This is a genomic window from Sphingomonas sp. 10B4 (genome assembly GCF_035019905.1).
GTDB lineage: Bacteria > Pseudomonadota > Alphaproteobacteria > Sphingomonadales > Sphingomonadaceae > Sphingomonas > Sphingomonas glacialis.
In genome coordinates this window covers 15,233-38,062 of sequence record NZ_JASJVC010000035.1, presented here as the reverse complement: position 1 = coordinate 38,062, position 22,830 = coordinate 15,233, and the positions used below count along the sequence as shown (strand labels likewise).

Here is a 22,830-nt window from a genome sequence, read left to right as displayed (position 1 = left end):
CATTCCGAACCGTAATCGGCACGATGCTCGTCAACCATCCGAACCGCGCGCTCACGGACTTCAGGTGAAAACTTGTTCGTCGTCTTGCTCATGGTAGCTCCTTCTCACAAGTAGAAGCCTCCGAGAAACCCGGGACGGTTCAGTGCGATACATCGATGGTGCCGTGTCACGAGATCATTGGGCGTACGACAGAGATCTGCACTGATGTCGTCCGCCATAAGGTCGGCGACAATGTCGCTGTCGATTGACTCGTCGACGGTCGACAACATTGTGATCATTGCCATCAAGACCAAGAGCAGTTCTGCCGCGAGGGAGACGGTAGGCATCCGAGCGACGGCGCAGGCGCGCGCTCGGCCGCGGTTGACGCGTTGATTTGCCGCGTCCAATAGCCACAGTGGAAATCGGCACGGCCAGTCGTGCTGATGTGTACAGCGAATGGGTACAGAGACCACCCCGGCGGACTTAAGAAATGTCGGATTTCCGCCATTTCTGCACCCCGAAGCCCCCTCTCGTAGGGGTCACCAGCGCCGTATAGCGTGGCAGCCATGCCACATTCTCTTCGCCCTTTTCAGCTTGTGACGGCTCAGCGCTACGCGTTCGGCAGGTTGCCTGTCGTCGAAACCGTCTAGCTTGGCGCCGCATCGGCATGGGGGATTGCGAGGCTCGGACCGCGGCGATTCCGCAGCGAGATCGGCGTGATGACCGGCCTTGTCGGCTTCGGCGGCGGGATCGGCGGCTTCTCCAAGCGATGGACCGGCCGCGCCTCGCCTGGCTTCCTGATCTTTGCCGCGCTAGCGGTCCCGGCCTTGGTCGGCATCCTTGCCGTCAAGACCCACTGGCGCGGCACGTGGACGGCCGCCAACGGAGCACGAATTTGATGCGCGCGATCTCGGTATCCCTTCTTTCGCTGGGAGGGCTGGTGGCGACCCCAGCTCTTGCAGACCCCCTCGTCTTCACGCCCCTGATCGACGCGCAGCTGCGCTACGAACATGTCGAACAAGCACCGCTGACCAAGGATGCCAATGCCGTCACGCTCCGGCTGCGCAGCGGCTTCGAGGCGAAGCTCAGCGACTTCAGTTTCCTCGCCGAATCCGAAGCCAATCTGGCGATCGACCCGAGCTACAATAGCGGGCTCAACGGCAAGACCGCCTTTCCCCAGGTCAGCGACCCGCAGACGATCGAACTCAACCGGCTCCAGCTGCAATATCGCGGGCTGCAGCACACGGTCGTCACCGTCGGGCGGCAAGTGATCAATCTCGACGACCAGCGCTTCGTCGGCGCGGCGGCGTGGCGCCAGAACGAGCAGACCTACGATGCGGTTCGCGTCGAATGGTCGGGCATCAAGAACCTCAAGGCCGATCTGACCTATGCCAACACCGTCAACACGATCTACGGGATCGACGGCGGCAACCGCTTCGGGCCGACGCGGCTGGGGCATATCGGCGGCGACAACGTCTTCGCCAATCTCGGCTACAAGACCCGCTTCGGCACGCTGACCGGCTTTGCCTATCTGGTCGATCAGGACCAGGCGCCGGTGTTCGTCGAATCGAGCCAGACCTATGGCGGACGCTTTGCCGGCGCCTATCCGCTGAGCAAGACGGTGACGCTCACCTACCTGGCGAGCTTCGCCTCGCAGCGCGACTATCACCGCAATCCCAACCGCTATCACGCCGACTATTATGCCGGCGAGCTCGGCGTCGCGGTCACCGCGCTGACGCTGACGGGGGGCTATGAAGTGCTCGGCGCGGACCAGGGCGTGGCGGTCACCAGCTTCCAGACGCCGCTCGCCGCGCTCCACAAATTCAACGGCTGGGCCGACAAGTTCCTCGTCACGCCGCCCAACGGCCTGCGCGATGCCTATGGGTCGGTCAGCTATGGCTGGAAGAAAGTCGCCGGGCTCGACGCGATCGCGCTGAGCGCGGCCTATCACCGCTTCGACAGCGATCGGCTCGGCCAGCATTACGGCAACGAGGTCGATGCGCAGGTCAGCGTCAAGCAGGGCCGGTACACCGCGCTCGTCAAATATGCCGATTACCGCGCCGACCGCTTCGCGACCGACACCAAGAAATTCTGGCTTTCGCTCAACTGGGTATATTGAGACGACGACCGCGCATTTGATCGTGATCGATAACCGAAGGGCGGGCCGCCGCGCGCTATCGCATCACGATCTTCGGTGCGGCGCCCCATCGAAACGACAACCCCACGCTCGGGCCGGGTCGAGCGCGATGACACGCTGATCCTCGCGACCGGCTCGGACTCGTTCGTCATCCCGGTGCCGCGGCATGATTTGCAAGGCGTCGGCTATGTCGGCGCCATGCGCGGCGGCGCCGGCCGGGCTGTCAGCCTTCGATCACGTGTGGCACGAAGCGCGCCGTGTTGCCCGTGATCAAGCCATCCTCGCGAATCCCGATGCCCGCCGGCGTGCCGTCGACAACCCAACTGCCGATCACCGGAAACACCCCGGGCGCCGTCTCGGGCAAGGGGTAAAGCGCCTGATAGACGTATTCTTCGTCGCCATAATCGCCGTCGCTTTGCGCGACGACCATGCCGGCTCTGCGGATCGACACGTTCGCCCCTTCGCGCGCGAGCAGCGGTTTGGCGACGGCATCGCCGCCGGGCGCCGTCATCGTCGCCGCGAGCAGGTTCGGGTGATCGGGGAACAGGTCCCACAGCACCGTGAGAATCGCCTTGTTCGACCAGAGCATCTTCCAGATCGGCTCGATCCAGATCACCCCGTCGGCAAGGCTTTTGACCAGATGCGGCGCGAACGCTTCGTTCACCAGCCATTCCCACGGATACAGCTTGAACAGCGCGGCGATCGGCTGGTCGTCCAGATCGACGAAGCAGGCGCGGTCGCTATCCCAGCCGAGGTCGTCGATCACGATCGCGCCGGTCTCGATCCCGGCGGCCTCGGCGGTATCGCGCAGATACGACGTCGTGATCGTATCCTCGCCGGCGCTGTCGGCGACATGGGCGAACAGCACGCCCGGCGGCAGCAGCGGCGCGATGTCGGCCCATTTCGCGACAAGCATGTCATGCAGGCTGGTGAACTGGTCGAGCTGCGGGAAGCATTCTTCCTTCCAGCTCCATTGCACGACCGCCGCCTCGAGCAGTGACGTCGGCGTGTCGCAGTTGAACTCGAACAGCTTGGGCGGGCTCTTGCCGTCATAGCCAAGGTCGAAACGGCCATAGTTGAGCGCCGGGGGTTCGGCATTCCACGCATCGCGGATCGGCTGGTGGAAGGCGCGCGGGATGCCGAAGCGGTCGAGCAACGCCTGGTCGTCGACGATCGCCTGGCCGGCGAGCAGCAGCAAGCGGTAGAGCTCGGCAGTGCTAGCCTCGAGCTCGGCGATCTGCGCGCCGGTGAAGGCGTAATAGGCGCTTTCGAACCAGTATGGATCGCCGGCCGCGGTGTGCCAGATCAGCCCGTCCGCCTCGACCTTTGCGCGCCAGTCTGGCCGCGCGGCGATGTCGCGCCGGATCATTGGCCCGCGCCGCCATGGCCACCACCAAAGCCCCTGGCCGACGCGCCGAAGCCGCCGCGCGAAATCGCCGCGGCGCGCGTCATCGCCGCTGCCGCGGGTGCACGGAAATAGGGCGTGTTCGCGCTGCGTTGAAACGATCCGCCCCCGACGCGATCACCGTAATACGGGATCACGCTGCTGCGCGCGAGATAGTACCACAGGAAGGCGTTTGCGGCCCCGCCGCCTGCGACACGCTGCTGCTGGCAGTTCGCGTCGGGGACACGCTGCCCGTTGCGGTCGGTACAGATCGCGGTGTTGCGTTGCGCGGTCTCGCCCCAATCGTCGTCGTTCTGCTGGCTGCACGCACCCGCAAGCAACGCCGCGGCGATCGCCGTCGTGATCCTCAACTCGGTCTTCATCTCGATCCCCGTCCCACTCGAACCCGTCCCATTTGAACCCGTGCCAGTCGAACCCGGTGCGCGTATGCACGCGTCAGTGTTGCGGCGCCCAGAACATCCGGTGGTGCCCGGGGCGATTGGTTGTTCCGCCGAACGCCCCGATGAAGATTCCGCCGCGGGCGCCTTCGGATACCGCTTTCACCGGGGGCGATACCCGGTGGTGCGTGTGCCGGGCGCCGATCGCTGCAGGCATCCCTATCCCAAGTGCGGCAACCGCCACCAAAGCCAGCGTCTTCATGATCCCCTCCAAGCGACGGGTTCGTCGCCCCGGCGATACGTGCGCGCATTCGCGGTTCGCGGTCAATCCGCAACACGCCCGCGCCGACGCGCGCGCATCACGGCACGCGCGCCGCGCCACTTTACGATGTCTTTATGCGAATCGATCGTCTTCCACCGCGCGCGCTAACGCCGATCCGCCGCACAGCGACCGCCTGAAAACCATAACAGGCGGGCTCTCCATGTCCTTCGACCTTATCCTCGGCGGCATCGTCGCCGTCTTAGTCCTTATCTACCTGCTCGCTGTGCTCGCACAGCCCGAGCGGTATTGAGGAGCGCGGCACCATGACGCTTGCCGGCTGGAGCATGATCCTCCTCTTCGTTGTGCTGATCGTCGCGCTGGCCAAACCGGCCGGCGCCTGGCTGCACGCCCTGTATGCGCGCGAGACGCTGCCGTTGGGCTTTGTCGAACGCGGTTTCTACAAGCTCGCCGGGATCGATCCCAAGGCCGAGCAGAGCTGGGTCGGCTATGCCGCCTCGCTGATGATGTTCAACCTCGGCGGGATCGCCTTGCTCTTCGCGATCCTCAAGCTGCAGGGCGTGCTGCCGATGAACCCGCAAGGCTTCACCGGCATGGAGACGTTGCTCGCGTTCAACACTGCGGTCAGCTTCGTCACCAATACCAACTGGCAGAATTACGGCGGGGAATCCGCGCTGTCGAACCTCAGCCAGATGGCGGGCCTGACGGTGCAGAACTTCCTGTCGGCCGCGGTCGGCATCGCCGTCGCCTTCGCCTTCATCCGCGGGTTCGCGCGCAAGCAGGCGAGCGGAATCGGCAATTTCTGGGTCGATGTGACGCGCGCCACGCTCTATCTGCTGCTGCCGATCTCGATCGTCCTCGCGCTGATCTACGTCGTGATGGGCGTGCCGCAGACCTTCGGCCCGTCGGTCGTCGCGACGACGCTCGAAGGCGCCAAGCAGACCATCGCGGTCGGCCCCGTCGCCTCGCAGCTCGCGATCAAGATGCTCGGCACCAATGGCGGCGGCTTCTTCAACGCCAACTCGGCGCATCCGTTCGAGAACCCGACTGCGCTCAGCAACTTCCTCCAGATGCTGTCGATCTTCGTGCTCGGCGCGGGGCTGACACTCACCTTCGGCAAGGCGGTCGGCAATGTCCGCCAGGGCTGGGCGATCCTCGCCGCCATGATGCTGCTGTTCGTCGCCGGTGTCGCAGTCGCGTACGGCGCGGAGGCCGCGGGCAACCCGATCCATCACGCACTCGGCGTCGCCGGGGGCAATATGGAGGGCAAGGAAGTCCGCTTCGGGATTGCGGCCACCGCACTGTTCGCGGTCGTCACCACCGCCAGCTCGTGCGGCGCCGTGATCGGCATGCACGACAGCTTCACTGCGATCGGCGGGCTGGTGCCGCTGTTCAACATGCAGCTCGGCGAGCTCGTCATCGGTGGCGTCGGCTCGGGGCTCTATGCGGTGCTGATCTACTGCATCCTCGCGGTGTTCATCGCCGGACTCATGGTCGGCCGCACGCCCGAATATGTCGGCAAGAAGATCGAATCGCGCGAGATGAAGCTGGCGGTGATCGCCATCGCCGTCCCGCCGCTCGCGATCCTCGGGCTGACCGCGGTGGCGTGCATCACCGGCGCGGGGCTTGCGGGGCCCGCCGCCAAGGGCGCGCACGGGTTCAGCGAGATCCTCTACGCCTTCACCTCGGGCGCGGCGAATAACGGCTCGGCGTTCGGCGGGCTCAGCGGCAACACGCCGTTCTACAACCTGCTGCTCGCGCTCGACATGTTCGTCGGCCGCTTCGGGGTGATCCTGCCCGTCCTCGCGATCGCCGGGGGCCTCGCCGCCAAGCGGCGCGTGCCCGAGGGCGCGGGGTCGTTCCCGACCACCGGGCTGCTGTGGATCGGCCTGCTCGCGGCGATCATCGTGATCGTCGGTGGCCTCACCTTCCTGCCCGCGCTCGCGCTCGGTCCGATCGCGGACCAGGCACAAGTCGCCGCCGGCACCTTGCTCTAAAAGGTCATAGCCCCATGGCAAACCAGAACGCTTCGCTCTTCACCGGCCCGCTGCTCGCCGCAGCGGCCCGGGATGCCGTCCTCAAGCTCGATCCGCGCAAGCTGATCAAGACCCCGGTGATGTTCGTGACGGCAATCGTCGCCAGCCTGTCAACGATCCTCCTCGTTAAGGGGCTCGTCACCGGCACTGGCCACCCGCTGTTCGAAGGCCAGTTGGTCTTCTGGCTGTGGCTGACGGTGCTGTTCGGCAACGTCGCCGAGGCGCTCGCCGAAGGCCGCGGCAAGGCGCAGGCCGCGTCGCTGCGCGCCACCAAGGCCGAACTCCGCGCCAAGAAGCTGATCGGCGTCGCGGGCGCCTGGGAGATGGTCGATGCGACCAGCCTGCAAGTCGGCGACGAAGTGCTGGTCGAAACGGGCGACCTCGTCCCCGCCGACGGCGAAGTCATCGCCGGCGTGGCCTCGGTCAACGAAGCCGCGATCACCGGCGAGAGCGCGCCCGTCATTCGTGAAGGCGGCGGTGACCGCTCCGCCGTCACCGCGGGGACACGCGTGATTGCCGATGCGATCACGGTTCGCGTGACCGCAGGCGCTGGCCAAGGCTTCCTCGATCGCATGATCGCCTTGGTCGAGGGTGCTCAGCGCCAGAAGACGCCGAACGAGATCGCGCTGACGATCCTGCTCGCCGGGCTCACGCTGATCTTCCTGATCGCGGTCGGCACGCTCCCAGCGTTCGCCTCCTATGCCGGCGGGATGCTCGCCATTCCGGTGCTCGTCGCGCTGTTCGTTACGCTGATCCCGACGACGATCTCGGCCTTGCTCTCGGCGATCGGCATTGCGGGGATGGACCGGCTCGTGCGCTTCAACGTGCTCGCCAAGTCGGGCCGCGCGGTCGAGGCCGCAGGCGACATCGATACGCTGCTGCTCGACAAGACCGGCACGATCACGATCGGCGATCGCCAGGCGACGGCCTTCCTCCCCGTCCCCGGCGTCACGGTCGCAGAACTTACCGCCGCCGCGCGCCTTGCCAGCCTGTCGGACGAGACGCCCGAGGGTCGCTCGATCGTCGTGCTCGCCAACCAGGACGGCAGCGCCGCCGTCGCGATGCCGGCGGGTGCCGAGGAGATCAAATTCACCTCGCAGACGCGCGTGTCGGGTCTCCAGATCGGCGACCGTTCGCTCGTCAAGGGTGCGGTCGACGCGATCCTCAAGCGGCTTCCCGACGCGCCCAATGCCGACGCGCTTCGGAAAATCGCCGACGAGATCGCGCGCGGCGGCGCCACCCCGCTTGCGGTCGCCGATGGCAATCGCCTGCTCGGCGTCGTCCAGCTCAAGGACATCGTCAAGGCGGGCATCCGCGAGCGCTTCGGCGAGCTGCGCCGGATGGGGATCCGCACGGTGATGATCACCGGCGACAACCCGCTCACCGCCGCGAGCATCGCCGCCGAAAGCGGGGTCGACGATTTCCTCGCCGAGGCGACGCCCGAGGACAAGCTCGCGCTGATCCGCAAGGAACAGGAGGGCGGCAAGCTCGTCGCGATGTGCGGTGACGGCACCAACGACGCGCCGGCGCTCGCGCAGTCGGACGTGGGTGTCGCGATGAACACCGGCACGCAGGCCGCTCGCGAAGCGGGCAACATGGTCGATCTCGACAGCGATCCGACCAAGCTGATCGAGATCGTCGGGCTCGGCAAGCAGCTCCTCATGACGCGCGGCGCGCTGACCACCTTCTCGATCTCGAACGACGTCGCCAAATATTTCGCGATCCTGCCGGCGATCTTCGTCGCGCTCTATCCGGGCTTGGGCGGGCTGAACGTGATGCGGCTCGCTAGCCCCGAGAGCGCGATCCTGTCGGCGATCATCTTTAACGCGCTGATCATCCCGGCCTTGGTGCCGCTGGCTCTCAAGGGCGTGAAGTATCGCCCGGCCCCGGCGGGCACGCTGCTCGCGCGCAACCTCGCCATTTACGGCGTCGGCGGGCTGATCGCGCCGTTCATCGGCATCAAGGCGATCGACCTCGTCGTCGCCGCTTTGCACCTTGCTTGAGGATCCCCAGATGTTGACCGAAACGCTTCGCGCGCTGCGCCCCGCCGCCGTCCTGCTGCTCTTGATGACGCTCGTCCTCGGCCTGCTCTACCCCGCCGCGATCACCGGCGTCGCGCAGGTCGCGCTGCCGGTGCAGGCCAATGGCAGTTTGCTGAGCAACGCCAAGGGCGAGCCGATCGGCTCCGCGCTCATCGCGCAGAATTTCACGGGGCCGACCTATTTCCATCCGCGTCCCTCGGCCGCCGGCAAGGATGGCTATGATGCGAGTTCGTCGGCCGCGACCAACCTCGCGCCGGGTTCGAAGGACCTGCGCGATGCCATCGCCAAGCGCGTTTCGAGCGCGCGCGCGGAAGGGATGACCGGGGATCTCCCCGCCGACCTGGTCACCACGAGCGCGTCGGGGCTCGATCCCGATCTGAGCCCCGAGGCGGCGATGCTGCAAGCCCCGCGTGTCGCCAAGGCACGCGGCCTCGCGCTCGCCAAGGTCAAGTCGCTGATCGAAGCGCAGACCGATACGCCGGTGCTCGGCATCATCGGCGAGCCCCACGTCAATGTCCTGCTGCTCAATCGACAGCTCGCTACGCTTTCCGCTACCACGCCGGGTCAATGACCCTGACGCGCCTCCCCTCCTACCGTCACCCCGGGCGCGTCCCGGGGTCCACCGCGCCGCGCGCTGACCGGCTTCAGCGTGTGCGGGCCGGTGGGCCCCGGAACACGTCCGGGGTGACGGAAGGGGCCGCGCGATGACCGACACCCGCCCCTCCCCCGACGCGCTGCTCAAAGCCGCCCGCCGCGAGGGACGTGGCCGCCTGAAGATCTTCCTCGGCGCAGCACCCGGCGTCGGCAAGACCTTCGAGATGCTGCGCGAGGGCGCCGAATTGCTGCGCAGCGGCACCGACGTCGTCGCCGGCGTGATCGAGACGCACGGCCGCGCCGACACCGACCGGCTCACCGCCCCGTTCGAGATCCTGCCGCGCGCGAAGATCGAGCACGGCGCGCACACGCTCGAGGAGTTCGATCTCGACGCGATGCTCGCGCGGCACCCCACGGTCGCGCTGATCGACGAATTCGCGCACACCAATGCCCCCGGCAGCCGCCATCCCAAGCGCTGGCAGGATATCGAGGAGCTGCGCGAGGCCGGGATCGACGTGCTCAGCACGCTCAACATCCAGCATGTCGAGAGCCTCAACGACGTCGTCGCCGGCTTCACCCGCGTCCGCGTGCGCGAGACGGTGCCCGATGCGGTGCTCGACGATGCCGAGATCGAAGTCGTCGACGTCCCCCCCGACGAGCTGATCACGCGGCTGAAGGAGGGCAAGGTCTATATCCCGGCCGAGGCGACGCGCGCGCTCGGCCATTTCTTTTCCAAGTCGAACCTGTCCGCCCTGCGCGAACTCGCGCTGCGCCGCGCCGCGCAGACCGTCGACCGACATCTGCTCGACCATGTCGCGAGTCTCGGCGAGAGCGGCACCTGGGCGGGTGGCGAGCGCCTTGTCGTGGCGGTCGGCGACCAGCCCGGCAGCGACGTGCTGATCCGTTCGGCCAAGCGGCTCGCCGATGCGCTGCACGCGAGCTGGACCGCGGTCGTGGTCGAGACGCCGCGCTCCGCCACGCTTTCGGCGCCTGCGCGCGCGCGGATGGCCGCTGCGCTCGACCTCGCCACCGGGCTCGGCGCGACGATCGCGACGGTGCCGGCGGGCAACGTGCTCGAAGGGCTGTGCGCGCACATACGCGAGGCACGCGCGACCGCAGTGGTGATCGGCAAGTCGCGGCGCTCGTGGTGGTTCGAGCTGCGCCACGGCTCGGTGGTCGACCGGCTGGTGCGCGCGCTCGACGGCGTGGCGATCCACGTCGTCCCCGTCGCGGAGGCCAGCGAGACGCGGCGCGAGACGCCGACGACGCGTCCGATCCTGGCGCGCGGCAGCGCGATCGGGCTCGCCTTCGTCGCCGCGAGTACCGCGCTGTCGCAGTTGCTGCTGCCGGTGGTCGGGGCCGATGCGATCGACTTGCTCTATCTGCTCCCGGTGATCGCCACCGCGACGCTCTACGGCCTGCGCTCGTCGCTGATCGCGAGCGTCGGCGCGGCGCTGGCGTACAATTTCTTCTTTCTGCCGCCGCTCTACACGCTGACGATCACCGACCCGCACAATGTCGTCACGCTGACCGTGTTCGTGATCGTCGCGGTGGTCGCGAGCCAGCTGGCGGGACAGGTGCGGCGCGAGGCCAATGTCGGCGCGCGCACCGCGACCGAGAATGCCGCGCTCGCCGCGTTCGGCCAGCGCCTTGCCGGCGTCTCTGACGAGAACGGCACCGCGACGGCGACGTGCGAGGAGATCGCCGCGTTGCTCGGCGTCTCGACGATCCTGCTCGCCAATCGCGACGGCCGCCATGTCGCGATCGCCGCCGCGCCCTCGATGGTCGAGCTGAGCCCGATCGATACCGCCGCCGCCGAATGGGCGTTCGACCGCGGCGAGGTCACCGGGCGCGACAGCGGCACGCTCACCGCGAGCGAGTGGCAGTTCCATCCGCTCAAGACCGCTTTGGGCGTGCTCGGCGTGCTCGGCGTCGCACGCGAAGGCGGCGACCCGATCCCGGCGGACAAGCGCGTGCTGTTCTCGACCTTGGTCGGTCAGGCCGCGCTGGCGCATGAGCGGCTGCAGCTCGAGGCGCAGGCACGCGAGGTCAATGCGCTCAAGCAACGCGACGATCTGCGCGCGACCCTGCTGTCCTCGATCGGGCATGATCTCAAGACGCCGCTCACCGCAGTCGTCGCCGCCGCCGACGAACTCGCGGTCGCGCACGGCACCTCCCCCGCCACCGCGACGCTCAAGAGCGAAGCGCGGCGGCTGCGGCGCGTGTTCGACGATCTGGTCGAGATGACGCGGATCGAGGCGGGCGCGCTCGTCGTCAAGCGCGAGGCGACCGACCTGACCGATGCCGTCGCTGCCGCCGCGCGCGATTTGCGCGCCGAACTCGCACGGCACCGGCTGGTGCTCGACGTGCCGCCGACGCTGCCCTTGGTCGAGGCCGACCCGCGGATGCTGCATCACGTGCTGATCAACCTGCTCGGCAACGCCGCCAAGTTCGCCCCCGCCGATACCGACATCGTGATCGAGGGCCGCCGCACGCCGGACGGGCTGACGCTCGGCGTGCTCGATCAGGGGCCCGGCCTGCCGGTCGGCAGCGAAGCGCATCTGTTCGACCGCTTCACCCGCGTCGACGGCAATGATCGGACCGGCGGCACCGGGCTCGGCCTCGCGATCGTCCAGGGCTTTGCGCAAGCGATGGGATTGCGCGTCAGCGCCGCCAACCGCGACGACGAGGGTTCGGCGTTCGTCGTCACCTGGCCGAATGCCCTGATCCGGCGCACGACATCGGAATGAGGCCCATGAGACGACAGGTGATCGCGGTGCGGCTCCCATGACCGGCCAGATTTTGATCGTCGACGACGAAGCGGCGATCCGCCGACTGGTGCGCGGCGCTATCGAGCGCGGCGGGCTGAGCGCGGACGAGGCCGCCAACGCCGCCGAGGCGCTGACCTGTGCGCGGCGCCCCGGCTGCGAGCTCGTCCTGCTCGATCTGGGGCTTCCCGATCGCGACGGAATCGAACTCATTCCCCATCTCAAGGCGCTCGAGCGTACCGTCATCGTCCTCACCGCGCGCGACGCGATCACCGAGAAGGTCGCGGCACTCGATCTGGGTGCCGACGACTATGTCGTAAAGCCGTTCGACACCGACGAACTGCTCGCCCGCGTGCGCGTCGCGCTGCGCCGGCACACTGTGTCCTCGGTCGGTCAGAACCGTCTCCGTGCGGGGCCAGTCGAGATCGACCTTGCCGCGCACCAGGTCTGGCGCGACGGCGCGCAGGTCAAACTGACGCGCAAGGAGTTTGCGCTGCTTGCCGAACTCGCGCGCCATGCCGGCAAGCTGCTGACGCACACGCATCTGCTGCGTCGCGTGTGGGGCGACGGGCATGTCGAGGATGTCGCCTATCTCAGGGTCGCGATCCGCGCGCTCAGGCTAAAACTCGAGGCCGATCCGGCAGCACCCAGCTTCCTCCTGAACGAGCCGGGGATCGGCTATCGCTTGATCGCGTAAAGTGCGCGGGGCGGCAGCCTGGAGCTGGCCGCCCCGCGCCCGAGCATCAGAACAGGAAGCCGGTTTCGAGCAAGCCGCGAATTTGATCGCGCCGATTGGCATCGGCCCCGAAGCCCAGGCCGGGTTCAAGCTTGCCGATCCGGGTATAGGAAACTTCGCCCCGCGCGAAGAAGATCCCCTTCTGATAGGTCGGCGTGAAGGTTGCCGACCAGGCATCGCTGTGCGGCCCGTAAAGCAGGTTGGTCGGCACACAGGCACTCGCCAGCCCGCACTCCTTTCCCGAAGACTTCAGATATTCGCCGCGCGCGGCCAGCGAGAAGCCCTTGGGAAGCGTATATTTGGCGAGCAGGGCGCCCCCGAACGTCGCTGCCGAGCGGTTGAGACCCAAAGCGTCGTCGCGCTCGACCCGGTTGTATTGGAGATAGGGGGTAAGGGTGAGCGGCCCCTTGCTATAGGTGTAGATGATATTGAAAATGCTGCCGTTGTTTTGCGCCAGCGGCGTTGCATAAGACGCGTGCCGCGACCGCGAAACGCTGCCCGCGCCGATCAGCGTAAGCGTGTTCGAGCCGTCGAACGCATAGGCCACAGTTCCCGAGACCCAGTTGAACTTGCCCGAATAGTAACCGTCGTTGAGCGAGACCGCCGCGCTCAGCTTGCCATGCGCGTAATTGACCTGCGCACCGCGGCTGATCGAGGGTTCCTGGTTCCAGAGAAGGCCGCGCTCGACGTTCATGTTCTGGAAGGTGAAGGTCGATTCCGCACCGATCATGGTCGGCAGCAAGCCCGCGGTGATCGACAGATCCTTGCTGAGCACGGCCTTGGCATAGGCCACGGGAACGGGACCGAAGAGCAGGTCCTGCGCCTTGCCCGACCGAAGGTACGACGTGCCGAGCGCGGGCAGTGAATAGGCGCCGGCCTGTACATAGAGCTGGAGCGGACCGGTGGTGGTCTGGATCTCGACCTGCGCGTTCGAAATGTCGGCCGCCGTATCCGACGTCACGGTGCCGGCCGCATTCGTCACATGGCTCTGCGCGATCGCGAGACCGCTGACCTGGCCGGTGACCGTCACGTCGCCAAAGGGTCCAGCATTCACCGCGATCGGATGCGGATTGGGGGCGAGCGGCCCGGAGAAGCCGGGCGACGCCGCCGGATCGGCGAAGGCGGCAGACGACGCGAAAAGCAGCGCGCCACCGCCGACCAGCGCGAGACGGCGCGGGGTGAGCGCGCCGCGGGCCCGCGTCGCTAGTATACAAAAACGCACGTGGAGAATCCTTTGCCGGGGTCGATGCCCAGCGCGGTATCGATCCCGCCGTAAAGATTCCCGAGGGAAGTCAGCCGCTTTCCATAAAGAACGCGTATACCGTCGCGCTACCGCGTGAGCGCACTCACCAGCGCCTGACGCATCACCGCCACCCCCCGGCCCGCGCGCTGCGCTCGGCGGTCGCGTCGAGCGGATCGCCTGCCATCAGCGCTTGCGCATCCGCCATCAACGCCGCGTCGCTCGATCCGGCCTGGCGGTACTCGGTCGTCGCACCGGTCGCGCCGCTGCGCGTCTGGCGCAGCGCCCAGCCTGTCGCGTCATGGCAGGCGATGCCGTCGATCGCGGTCGCGCTGAAGACGCGGCAATAGCGGCCTGCCTGATCCTTGAAGCTGACCGGAACGCGCACCGCGCCCGCAGCCGACGCCAATTGCGTGTCGAGGGCGGTCGCGAGCGGTCCCGCTGCATACAGCCGACCGCCCTGGGTCGTGACCGGACCGCGATCCCAGCCGAGCCCGACCGAAACGCCGATCACCAGACACGCCGCCAGCGCGATCGCCTCGCGCCAGCGCGTCGCGATCGGGCGCCGCACCGGCAGCGCAACCGGCGCCGCACGGATCAGCGCCGCGAGCCGATCGGGCACTTCTTCCGCGGCGATGGGCGCAAAGCGGCCCGCGATCCGCGCGCGGAGTTCGCGGTGGCGCTCGACTTGCGCGGCAAGCGCCGGATCCTGCGCGATCGCGCGCTCGACGCGCTTGGCGCTGAGCGGGTCGAGTTCGCCATCGGCATAGGCCATCAGCAGTTCGGGATCGACCGTCACGCCGCTTCTCCCAGTTGCGCCATCAGCGCCTGGCGCCCGCGCACCAGCCGCGAGGTCAGCGTTCCCATCGGAATGTCGAGCACGGCTGCCGCCTCCTTATATGCGAGCCCCTCGACCAGCACGAGCGCGACCGCCTCGCGCTGTTCGTCGGGCAGAGCCTGCATCGCGCGGTCGATTTCGCCGAGCGCGACGCGCGTCTCACCCCCGCCGTCGCTGCCGACGCCGAGCCCAGCCGCTTCGGCGACGAAGGTCTGCGCCGCGCGGCTTCGCGCGCGCGTCGTGTCGATCCAGCTATTGCGCATGATCCGGTACATCCAGCTATCCATCCTCGTGCCCGCCTGCCACTGCGCCCGCGCCAGCAACGCCTTCTCGACCGTCACCTGGCACAGATCGTCGGCATCCGCCGCGTCGCGGGCGAGCGCGCGGGCGAACCGCCGCAAGCGCGGCAGCAGTCCCAGCAGATCATCCTCGAACGCGGCCAAAGGTGTTTTCCTTCTCGAGCGGATGAAACGGATGGCGTCGCCCGTTTAATCCACGCACAGGCCAAAAGGCCAATACGGGGACCCGCTTTGCCCAAACGACTCGTCTTGCTCGCCGCGATCCTGCCGCTCGGCCTCGCCGCGGCGCGGGCGCAATTGCTGCCGCAAGTGCCGGTGATCGGCGCATTACCGCGCATCGACGGGCTCGCCGACAGCGCGCTGCGGCTGCCCGGCACCGCGATCGACCGACTCGAGGACGTCCGCCGCGCGACGATCGACCGGCTGGTGCGCCAGCATCCGCGCGAGATCGCGCGCGATCCCGACGGGTTCGCGGCACGCGCTGGCGAGATCGTCGTCGATGCGCCGAGCGACGCCTGGCTCGCCGCCGCGCAAGCCAAGGGCTATCGGCTGCTCGAACGCGGCGACATTCTCGGCGTCGGCTTCGCACGCCTGGCTGTCCCGGCCAACCGCTCGCTGAAAGCGGCGATCGGCGATCTGCGCCAGCTCGGCGATGCCGAGGTCAGCGCGGACCAGCTCCATTTCGCGAGCGGCGTCGCGCCTGTCGCTGCCGCGGCGGCCGCGCGCGGTGCGGGGCCGCTGGTCGGGGTGATCGACGGTGGCGTCGCGGGGGCGGCGCTGTCGAGCGGCTTTGCGGCGGGCGCCCCGCGCGCGAACGACCATGCCACCGCGGTCGCATCGTTGATCGCCGGATCGGGGATCGCCGGATCGGGCAGCGTGCGCGGTGCCTTGCCCGGCGCGCGGATCGCCTCGGCCGACGTCTATGGCGCCGATCCCGCCGGCGGCAATGCGACCGCGATCGCCAAGGCGCTCGGCTGGATGGTCGCGCAGCGCGTCGCCGTCGTGACGATCAGCCTGGTCGGCCCGGCCAACCCGTTGCTCGGCCGCGTCGTCGCGGCGGCGCAAGCGCGCGGGCTGATGATCGTCGCCGCGGTCGGCAATGACGGCCCGGCCGCACCGCCGAGCTACCCGGCGTCCTATCCAGGCGTGATCGCGGTGACTGGCGTCGACGCGCGCAACCGCGTGCTGATCGAGGCGGGGCGTGCGCGGCATCTCGACTATGCCGCGCCCGGCGCCGATTTGCGCGCCGCCGCGACCGGCGGACGCAGCATGACGGTCCGCGGCACCTCGTTCGCCGCGCCGCTGGTCGCCGCGACGATCGCGCGCGTGTACCCGGCGCTCGATCCAACCGCGATGCCCGCCGCGCTCGCGCAGGTCGATGCCGGTGCAGTCGATCTCGGCGCGCGCGGGCCCGATGCCAAATATGGCCGCGGGCTGGTCTGCGGCACGTGTCGCACGCAGCCCGCGAAATAATTTTCGCGCAGCGCGGGATTAAATCGCAAGCGGGCCCCGTTCTCCCTGCAGCAGCAACGGAGACTCATCATGATCAAGACCCTGTTTGGTACCGCAACGCTTGCCCTCGTCATCGCGGCGTCGCCCGCTTCGGCGCAGCTTCTCGGCGGCGGTGGCGGCGGCGGCCTCGGTGGCGCGCTCGGTGGTTCGCTGGGGGGCGGATTGGGCGGGCTGAGCGGCTCGACCAACGGCATGCTCGGCAGCACGCTCGAGCGCGGACCGCTCAGCAGCGACAGCGTCACGCGCAGCACGCATTCGACGCGCACGAGCAAGACGGTCGATACGCGCAAGGGCACGGTGAACGCCTCGAACACCACGAGCAGCGCCTCCGCGCTCGATTCGACCAACCGCATCGGCGACCGCTCGTTCACCGGTAGCGGGAGCGGGAGTGCTTCGCTCGGCGGCAGCATCGACGCGCAACTGGTCGGCACCGACGCGGTCCGCAGCACCGCGGGCCAGGCGACCGGCGCGGTCCGCTCGGGCGCGGATCGTGCGGTCGGCGCGACGCGCAACATCGCCGATCGCGGCCGGAGCGCTGCGGGCACCGCAACCTCGCGCGCGACCGGCGCGGTCACTGCGGTCGGGGCTTCGGCCAACGGCATGGCCTCGGGCGCGGCGTCGACGATGGGCAATGCCGCCAGTGCGAGCGGCAGCCTCGCGCTGGCAGGATCGGGTGCGGCGAGCGCCGGGGCCTTCCCGGTCGCGCCCGGTATGGCGATCCGCGACACCGCGGGGCGCGCGATTGGCACGGTTCAGTCGGTCCGCGCAGGCGCGAACGGGGCACTGAGCGATGTGCTGGTCCGCGTCGGCAATCGCGTCGCCACGCTTCCTGCGGCCAATTTCTCGGGGTCGGGCGACGTGCTTGTCTCGGCGATGGGCAAGGGCGAGGTCAAGAACGCCGCGCAGTAAGGCGTGCGGCATCGATCACGGCATCGATCACGGCGGGGCGCGTCCGGCTTTCACCCGCCGGGCGCGCCTTTTCCGTACCGCGTCCCGCGACCATCCGCAGGACGCGATCGGCTCGCCATTGGCGATCAGGCCGAGCGCTTCGGCCTCGGGCGTCGGGATCATCATCCCGCGCGAGGATCACACGATCCGGCGATCTGCTCGCGTATGACGTCGCTGCTGTCGATCGCCGCGCCTGTGACCGCACAGGCGCCTGCCCCCGATCCGACCGTCCAGCCCCCGCTGCCGACGTCGCGGCAGCGGTGGCCGGGCAAGCCCGCGGTGCGAGGCGGGTCCTGACCCACCACGCGCTCTATGGCGTCACGCTACGCTTATTGCCGCGCCTCAGGCGCCCTTGAAGGCGGCTTTGCGCTTCTGCAGGAAGGCGATCCCGCCCTCCATCGAATCGGCCGATCCCCGCGCGGTGCGCTGGTTCTCCGCCTCCTGCAGCATCGCCGCGGCATAATCGCCTTCATACGCGCTGCGGATCTGGCGGCGCATCAGCCCGATCGCGACCGTCGGCCCCGCCGCCAGCCGCTCGGCCAGCGCGAACGCCCTCGCATCGAGCGCGTCGTCGGCGACGACGCTGTGGATCATCCCCCAGTCGAGCGCCTTGGCCGCGGGCACCTTCTCGCCGAGCAGCATCATCTCGCTCGCGCGCGCCTTGCCGATCAGGCGCGGCAGCATCCAGCTCGCGCCGCCATCGGGCACCAGCCCGATATTGACGAACGCCTGGAGGAAATACGCCGTCTCGCTCGCCACGCAGAAATCGGCCGCGAGTGCGAGGCTGCAGCCGATCCCCGCCGCCGGCCCGCGCACCGCGCTGACGACAGGCACCGCCAGATCGGCGATCGCCGCCATCGTCGGATTGTAGCTTTCGGTCAGCGCCGCGAACGTCGCGTTCCCCGGATCCTCACTACCGAGCGCCCCGCCGCCGACATCGGCCCCCGAGCAGAAAGCGCGCCCCGCCCCGGCGATGAGCACCGCCCGCGCGCCGTCGAGCGACGCCAGCGCCGCGCGCAATTCGACGAACATCGCGGGCGGCGCAGCGTTCAGCCGCTCGGGCCGGTCGAGCGTGAGGACAAGCACGTCGCCGCGCCGTTCGGACTGGATCATCGTGGTCATGGTGTTTCCCTGTTTTCGCGGGCGTGGTGGACGCAGATGATAAGAATCACGTCATCCGCAAGACGATATCTGAGGATGCATTGCAGGTTCACCAGCGATATCTCACGGTGCCCGTTGTCGCTGATACGACGCCCCATATTCGGAAAAGCCGCCAGCAGCTCCGCGCGTTGGCGAAGCTCATCTTCCAGTCGCTCGGCCAGGCCAATGTCGCGGTCAGCGGCAAAGAGCCAGAGCCGCTGCACATCGGCAGTGGCACGCGCCGACCACCGTACCTTCACAGGCCGCGTTCGGCCCGCCAACGCCGCTTGGTCTCTGCCAGATGCTCCCAGACTTCATCGGTGGTGTAGACGCGCCCGGCGGCGATGTCGGCCTCCGCGTCTTCGATCCCTGCCCAATAGTCTGGATCAGCGTGCACGCGGGCGACCATTGCCTGAGCCTCGGGCGACCAGATCTGCTGGCCATGCTCGTCGAGCGGACCGATGGCATCATCGACCGGCTGAAGCTTGGGATTAGGGTCGTTCACAGTCCGAACATACGCCGAAACCCAGCGCCACGCTAGCCGTGCGCAGGAGTCTCCATCAGCTCGACCAGCAGCCCGCCCATGTCCTTGGGATGGACGAACACGATCGGCGTGCCATGCGCGCCGATCCGCGGGGTCCCGAGCACGGTCGCGCCCTTGGCCTGCAAATCGGCAACCGCGACGTGAATGTCGGGCACCTCGAAACAGACGTGATGCTGCCCGCCCGCCGGGTTCTTGCGCAGGAACCCCGCGATCGGCGAGCTCTCATCATACGGCTCGATCAGCTCGATCTGCGTGTTGGGCGTGTCGATGAAGCAGACCTTCACGCCTTGCGCGGGCAGGTCGAACGGCTCCCCGATCTGCGTCGCGCCAAGCAAGTCGCGATACAGCGCGATCGAGCGTTCGATCGAGGGCGTCGCGACGCCGACATGGTTGAGGCGCCCAAGCGTGGTGGCGGCGGAATCGGTCATCGTAACGGCCTTATTCGTCTTCGGGAGCAGGGGCTTTCTTGGCCGTCGCCGGATCGGCGGGCACGCGCGTCGCGGGTGCCAAGACGCGCGCCGGCGCCTTGCCGAATTCATAGCCGCACGCCGAAAGCACTTGCCGGATCGGTGCTGGCCCCGGTCCGACAAACACCGCATCGACCGGCTTGTTGTCGGGATCGATCACCCGCACGCGGATCGACTTGCCCCCCGCGATCATCGCTGCGAGATTGGTGACGACGACATCGTCGCTGATGAACGCGCCGCTCCCCGGGAACTGCCAGTTGGTGCCGAGCCAGCCGCCGTCATCGACATTGATCGACACCGGCCGCGGCAACGCGGCGGCAAAGCCGGCCTTGGGGATGAACTGGAGCGAGACGATCTTCTCGCCCGTGGTGTCGCAGCGGACCACGAGCCGCGCGCTGTTGTCGGTCGACCAGGCCGAGCTCGAGGTCGCGATCGTCTTGCCGCTCGGGCGCGTCTGCACCGCCCAGGGTGCCGGCGTCGCCGGAGCGGCGGGCGCTGCCGCCTGGAGCAGGAGCAGCGCCAACATCACTTTGCGCCAGCCTTGGGGGCTGCACCGACGACGCTCTCGGGCAGATCCTTGCCGAACACGCGCTGGTAATATTCCGCGACCAGGCTGCGCTCGGTTTCGTCGCACTTGTTGAGGAACGACAGCCGGAACGCGAAGCCGACATCGCCGAAGATCAGCGTGTTCTGCGCCCAGGTGATAACGGTCCGCGGGCTCATCACGGTCGAGATGTCGCCGTTCATGAAACCACGGCGCGTGAGGTCGGCCACGCGCACCATGTTGTCGACTTGGCGTTTGCCCTCGGGCTGGTCATACTCGCCCGACTTGGCGAGCACGATCTGCGCCTCGACCGCGGCGGGCAGATAGTTGAGCGTGACGACGATGTTCCAGCGGTCCATCTGGCCCTGGTTGATCTGCTGCGTGCCATGATACAGGCCCGACGTATCGCCGAGGCCGACCGTGTTGGCGGTGGCGAACATGCGGAAGAACGGGTTCGGGCGGATCACGCGGTTCTGGTCGAGCAGCGTCAGCTTGCCCTCGGTCTCGAGCACGCGCTGGATCACGAACATCACGTCGGGGCGGCCCGCGTCATATTCGTCGAACACGAGCGCGGTCGGCGTCTGCAGCGCCCACGGCAGCAGACCCTCCTTGAATTCGGTGACCTGCTGGCCGTCCTTCAAGACGATCGCATCGCGGCCGACGAGATCGATGCGGCTGATATGCGCGTCCAAGTTGATGCGGATGCACGGCCAGTTCAGCCGCGCCGCGATCTGCTCGATATGCGTCGACTTGCCCGTGCCGTGATAGCCCTGCACCATCACGCGGCGGTTGAACGCGAAGCCAGCGCAGATCGCGAGCGTGGTGTCCTTGTCGAAGACATAGGCCGGGTCGAGATCGGGCACGCGCTCGTCGGCGAGCGAGAAGGCCGGGACTTCCATGTCCGAATCGATCCCGAACAGGTCGCGGACTTTCTTCATCTGGTCGGGCGCGTCGAGGATCGTCGTCTCGCGGCTGTCGGGCTGGGTGTTCGGAATCGTGGTCATGCTGAAAATGCTCTGCAAGAAGGTCGTCCCTCCCTAGCCGGTCGGATCGCGCCAAGTCGAGACGCGAGTTTCATGCAATCTTGGCGGGTAGCGCAAACAGCGTGCAGAAATGGGCGGCCAGCGCCACGTCGCCGCTGACCGCAAGCCGCCCGCCAGCGACCACCGCGGCGAGCGGCGTCGTTCCGAACAAAGCGGGCAAGAACTCGTTGGGCTCGCCGGCCAGCACCGCGTCCGCTTGCGCGGTCCCGTCGCGGGCGAGCGTCAGACCGCCATCGCCGATCGCCGCCACATAGCGCTCGTTCCCCAGCGAAAATCCGATCCGCGCGGCAAAGCCCTCTGCTTTTGCGGGATCGAACATCATCCGCAGCGCGAGCATCAGCGCGACGCGCGAGAACGGCAGCGACGGGTCGTGCGCGGGCGAGCGCAGCGCCCAGCGGCCGAGCGCCATGACGATCGGCTCGGCTTCATAGCCCCACGGCGTCAAGGCGTAGACCTGCACATTGGCCGGCGGCGGCAGCGTCTCGCGCGTCAGCACGCCCGCCGCCTCGAGCCCCTGCAGCCGCTGCGTCAGCACGTTCGCGCTCAGCCCCGGCAATCCGCTGCGGATCTCGCCGAAGCGCCGCGGGCCGAGCAGCAACTCGCGGATCACCAGCAGCGACCAGCGCTCGCCGACGAATTCGAGCGCGAGCGCGGTGCCGCACGCATCGTCATACCAGCGCTTGATTGTCCCATCGGGTGCATCAGTCACTTTTGCTAACTTCATGGTTGCAATTTGTAACTATCGACAGCATCCTTTGCAAACGTCGAATCGCACCGGAGAGTGGCGCCATGACACAGCGGATCTTCATCAGCCTGCCGGTTGCCGACGTCGCGGCGTCCACCGCCTTTTACGAGGCGATCGGCTGCACCAAGAATCACGCTTTCTCCAACGCCGACGCCGCATCGATGGCGTGGTCCGACACGATCACCTTCAACCTGCTCAGCCACCCGGTCTATCGCGGCATTTCGCCCAAGCCGCCGGGCGATGCGCGCGCGACCGGCGGCCCGCTCTTCGCGCTGGCGCTCGATTCGCGCGAAGCGGTCGATGCCTTCGCCGCCGCCGCGATCGCGGCGGGCGGGCGCGAAGTCCACGGCGCCGAAGACGAAGGCTTTATGTATTCGCGCGGGGTCGAGGATCCCGACGGCCATGGCTTCGGGCCGTTCTGGATGGACGCGGCGGCCGCGCCCGCGGCGCCTCCCGAGGCGGCGCTCGCCGACTGATCCGGCCAATCGAGGAGCGGTATCGATGACTCCGACCATCACCACCTTTGCCTGGGTACCCAAATTTGCGCGCGGCCAGGTCCGCGATCTTCGCGCGCGCTGGGCGTTCGAGGAAATTGGCGAGCGCTACACGGTCGATCTGATCCGCGACGCCAAGACGCCCGAGTATCGCCGCCTGCAACCCTTCGGCCAGGTGCCGACCTATCGCGACGACGGCGTCGCGCTGTTCGAATCGGGCGCGATCGTGCTGCACATCGCGCGTCGCGGCGCGGGGCTGCTCCCCGACGATGCCGCAGGCCGCGCGATCGCCGAGCAATGGGTCATCGCCGCGCTCAATTCGGTTGAGCCGGCGGTGATGGATCTGGTGCGCTGCGACCTGTTCGAGGCCGACAAGCCGTGGTCGGCGCAACGCCGCCCGAGCGTCCTGGAAACGGCGCGCGCGCGGCTCGGCGGGGTGGCGACGGCGCTCGGCGACCAGCCCTATCTCGGCGGCGACGCCTTCACCGTCGGCGACCTGATGATGGCAGCAGTGTTGCGCATCGGCCCGACCGACGAACTGTTCGAAGGCCTCCCGACGCTCGCCGCCTATCTCGCGCGCTGCACCGCGCGGCCCGCCTTCGAACGCGCGCTCGCCGACCAGCTCGCGGTGTACGCCGAGCAAGCCGTCCCCGCCGTATGAG

General features: G+C 68.1%; 26 protein-coding genes and 1 pseudogene. 13 read left to right on the top strand and 14 right to left on the bottom strand.

The genetic code is table 11. The annotated features are described in order from the left end of the window. Positions 1-653: 653 nt before the first annotated feature. Together QN347_RS11935 and QN347_RS11930 are read left to right on the top strand one after the other, a co-directional pair. Positions 654-878: pseudogene (locus tag QN347_RS11935) on the top strand (MFS transporter); the annotation flags it as partial. Continuing rightward, positions 878-2,098 (top strand): alginate export family protein, encoded by a 1,221-nt coding sequence (locus QN347_RS11930; RefSeq protein ID WP_416194470.1) that lies wholly within the window; start codon positions 878-880, stop codon positions 2,096-2,098. The pseudogene QN347_RS11935 and the gene QN347_RS11930, both read left to right, overlap by 1 nt. A 241-nt stretch (positions 2,099-2,339) precedes the next feature. Here the strand turns inward: QN347_RS11930 and QN347_RS11925 are convergent, their stop codons facing one another. The 3 genes from QN347_RS11925 to QN347_RS11915 form a co-directional block, all read right to left on the bottom strand. Beyond that, complete coding sequence (locus QN347_RS11925; RefSeq protein ID WP_322161075.1) at positions 2,340-3,485, bottom strand: glutathionylspermidine synthase family protein; 1,146 nt, start codon at positions 3,483-3,485, stop codon at positions 2,340-2,342. Further along, complete coding sequence (locus tag QN347_RS11920) at positions 3,482-3,883, bottom strand: hypothetical protein (RefSeq protein WP_322161077.1); 402 nt, start codon at positions 3,881-3,883, stop codon at positions 3,482-3,484. Before QN347_RS11920 ends, QN347_RS11925 begins: the two co-directional genes overlap by 4 nt. A 73-nt stretch (positions 3,884-3,956) precedes the next feature. Next, positions 3,957-4,160, bottom strand: coding sequence for a hypothetical protein (locus QN347_RS11915; RefSeq protein WP_323494037.1), 204 nt, complete (start codon positions 4,158-4,160; stop codon positions 3,957-3,959). Between QN347_RS11915 and QN347_RS11910 the strand changes: the two genes are divergently transcribed. The 6 genes from QN347_RS11910 (at position 4,159) to QN347_RS11885 (ending at position 12,315) form a co-directional block, all read left to right on the top strand. Continuing rightward, complete coding sequence (locus QN347_RS11910; protein WP_323494036.1) at positions 4,159-4,470, top strand: potassium-transporting ATPase subunit F; 312 nt, start codon at positions 4,159-4,161, stop codon at positions 4,468-4,470. The genes QN347_RS11915 and QN347_RS11910 overlap by 2 nt on opposite strands. A gap of 13 nt (positions 4,471-4,483) precedes the next feature. Beyond that, positions 4,484-6,175 (top strand): potassium-transporting ATPase subunit KdpA, encoded by a 1,692-nt coding sequence (gene kdpA, locus QN347_RS11905; RefSeq protein ID WP_322161080.1) that lies wholly within the window; start codon positions 4,484-4,486, stop codon positions 6,173-6,175. 14 nt (positions 6,176-6,189) lie between these two features. Next, positions 6,190-8,217 carry a potassium-transporting ATPase subunit KdpB gene (gene kdpB / locus QN347_RS11900; RefSeq protein WP_322161081.1) on the top strand — a complete coding sequence of 676 codons (2,028 nt, stop codon included), beginning with the start codon at positions 6,190-6,192 and terminating at the stop codon, positions 8,215-8,217. A 10-nt stretch (positions 8,218-8,227) separates the two neighbouring features. Further along, the gene (gene kdpC / locus QN347_RS11895) at positions 8,228-8,827 is read left to right on the top strand and encodes a potassium-transporting ATPase subunit KdpC (protein ID WP_322161082.1); all 600 of its coding nucleotides are present in this window, start codon (positions 8,228-8,230) and stop codon (positions 8,825-8,827) included. Positions 8,828-8,960: 133 nt separating this feature from the next. Continuing rightward, the gene (locus tag QN347_RS11890; protein ID WP_322161084.1) at positions 8,961-11,600 is read left to right on the top strand and encodes a sensor histidine kinase KdpD; all 2,640 of its coding nucleotides are present in this window, start codon (positions 8,961-8,963) and stop codon (positions 11,598-11,600) included. Positions 11,601-11,637: 37 nt separating this feature from the next. Next, the gene (locus QN347_RS11885) at positions 11,638-12,315 is read left to right on the top strand and encodes a response regulator (RefSeq protein ID WP_322161086.1); all 678 of its coding nucleotides are present in this window, start codon (positions 11,638-11,640) and stop codon (positions 12,313-12,315) included. 46 nt (positions 12,316-12,361) lie between these two features. Here QN347_RS11885 and QN347_RS11880 read toward each other — a convergent pair whose 3' ends face one another. The 3 genes from QN347_RS11880 to QN347_RS11870 form a co-directional block, all read right to left on the bottom strand. Next, on the bottom strand, positions 12,362-13,576 hold the full coding sequence (locus QN347_RS11880; RefSeq protein ID WP_322161088.1) for an outer membrane beta-barrel protein: 1,215 nt from the start codon (positions 13,574-13,576) through the stop codon (positions 12,362-12,364). Positions 13,577-13,718: 142 nt separating this feature from the next. After that, positions 13,719-14,393 (bottom strand): anti-sigma factor family protein, encoded by a 675-nt coding sequence (locus QN347_RS11875; RefSeq protein ID WP_322161089.1) that lies wholly within the window; start codon positions 14,391-14,393, stop codon positions 13,719-13,721. Further along, positions 14,390-14,875 carry a sigma-70 family RNA polymerase sigma factor gene (locus QN347_RS11870; protein WP_322161091.1) on the bottom strand — a complete coding sequence of 162 codons (486 nt, stop codon included), beginning with the start codon at positions 14,873-14,875 and terminating at the stop codon, positions 14,390-14,392. Before QN347_RS11870 ends, QN347_RS11875 begins: the two co-directional genes overlap by 4 nt. 87 nt (positions 14,876-14,962) lie before the next feature. Here QN347_RS11870 and QN347_RS11865 point away from each other — a divergent pair, with 87 nt between their 5' ends. Then, the gene (locus tag QN347_RS11865) at positions 14,963-16,204 is read left to right on the top strand and encodes a S8 family serine peptidase (RefSeq protein WP_322161093.1); all 1,242 of its coding nucleotides are present in this window, start codon (positions 14,963-14,965) and stop codon (positions 16,202-16,204) included. Positions 16,205-16,273: 69 nt separating this feature from the next. Then, complete coding sequence (locus tag QN347_RS11860) at positions 16,274-17,152, top strand: hypothetical protein (protein ID WP_322161095.1); 879 nt, start codon at positions 16,274-16,276, stop codon at positions 17,150-17,152. Between the two features lie 27 nt (positions 17,153-17,179). Here the strand turns inward: QN347_RS11860 and QN347_RS11855 are convergent, their stop codons facing one another. Beyond that, positions 17,180-17,317 (bottom strand): hypothetical protein, encoded by a 138-nt coding sequence (locus QN347_RS11855; RefSeq protein ID WP_323494035.1) that lies wholly within the window; start codon positions 17,315-17,317, stop codon positions 17,180-17,182. Positions 17,318-17,356: 39 nt separating this feature from the next. Between QN347_RS11855 and QN347_RS11850 the strand changes: the two genes are divergently transcribed. Further along, a complete protein-coding gene (locus QN347_RS11850) occupies positions 17,357-17,488 on the top strand; it encodes a hypothetical protein (RefSeq protein WP_323494034.1) in 132 nt (43 codons plus the stop codon). Positions 17,489-17,533: 45 nt separating this feature from the next. Here QN347_RS11850 and QN347_RS11845 read toward each other — a convergent pair whose 3' ends face one another. The 7 genes from QN347_RS11845 to QN347_RS11815 form a co-directional block, all read right to left on the bottom strand. Further along, positions 17,534-18,313 carry an enoyl-CoA hydratase-related protein gene (locus QN347_RS11845; RefSeq protein WP_322161098.1) on the bottom strand — a complete coding sequence of 260 codons (780 nt, stop codon included), beginning with the start codon at positions 18,311-18,313 and terminating at the stop codon, positions 17,534-17,536. After that, complete coding sequence (locus QN347_RS11840) at positions 18,310-18,591, bottom strand: type II toxin-antitoxin system RelE/ParE family toxin (protein WP_322161100.1); 282 nt, start codon at positions 18,589-18,591, stop codon at positions 18,310-18,312. Before QN347_RS11840 ends, QN347_RS11845 begins: the two co-directional genes overlap by 4 nt. Next, positions 18,588-18,836: a hypothetical protein gene (locus QN347_RS11835; RefSeq protein WP_133191801.1), complete on the bottom strand. Its 249-nt coding sequence runs from the start codon at positions 18,834-18,836 to the stop codon at positions 18,588-18,590. Before QN347_RS11835 ends, QN347_RS11840 begins: the two co-directional genes overlap by 4 nt. A 32-nt stretch (positions 18,837-18,868) precedes the next feature. Continuing rightward, positions 18,869-19,303: a methylmalonyl-CoA epimerase gene (gene mce, locus QN347_RS11830; protein ID WP_322161102.1), complete on the bottom strand. Its 435-nt coding sequence runs from the start codon at positions 19,301-19,303 to the stop codon at positions 18,869-18,871. 10 nt (positions 19,304-19,313) lie between these two features. Then, positions 19,314-19,868, bottom strand: coding sequence for a hypothetical protein (locus QN347_RS11825; RefSeq protein WP_322161104.1), 555 nt, complete (start codon positions 19,866-19,868; stop codon positions 19,314-19,316). Next, on the bottom strand, positions 19,868-20,890 hold the full coding sequence (cobS, locus tag QN347_RS11820; protein ID WP_189676010.1) for a cobaltochelatase subunit CobS: 1,023 nt from the start codon (positions 20,888-20,890) through the stop codon (positions 19,868-19,870). Before cobS ends, QN347_RS11825 begins: the two co-directional genes overlap by 1 nt. A 70-nt stretch (positions 20,891-20,960) precedes the next feature. Continuing rightward, on the bottom strand, positions 20,961-21,638 hold the full coding sequence (locus tag QN347_RS11815; RefSeq protein WP_323494033.1) for a winged helix-turn-helix transcriptional regulator: 678 nt from the start codon (positions 21,636-21,638) through the stop codon (positions 20,961-20,963). 80 nt (positions 21,639-21,718) lie between these two features. On the opposite strand from QN347_RS11815, the gene QN347_RS11810 reads away from it, so the two are divergent. Both QN347_RS11810 and QN347_RS11805 read left to right on the top strand, forming a co-directional pair. Beyond that, on the top strand, positions 21,719-22,150 hold the full coding sequence (locus tag QN347_RS11810) for a VOC family protein (protein WP_322161108.1): 432 nt from the start codon (positions 21,719-21,721) through the stop codon (positions 22,148-22,150). A gap of 25 nt (positions 22,151-22,175) precedes the next feature. Next, entirely contained in the window at positions 22,176-22,829 is a 654-nt protein-coding gene (locus tag QN347_RS11805) for a glutathione S-transferase family protein (protein ID WP_322161110.1), read from the top strand. Position 22,830: the final 1 nt, after the last annotated feature.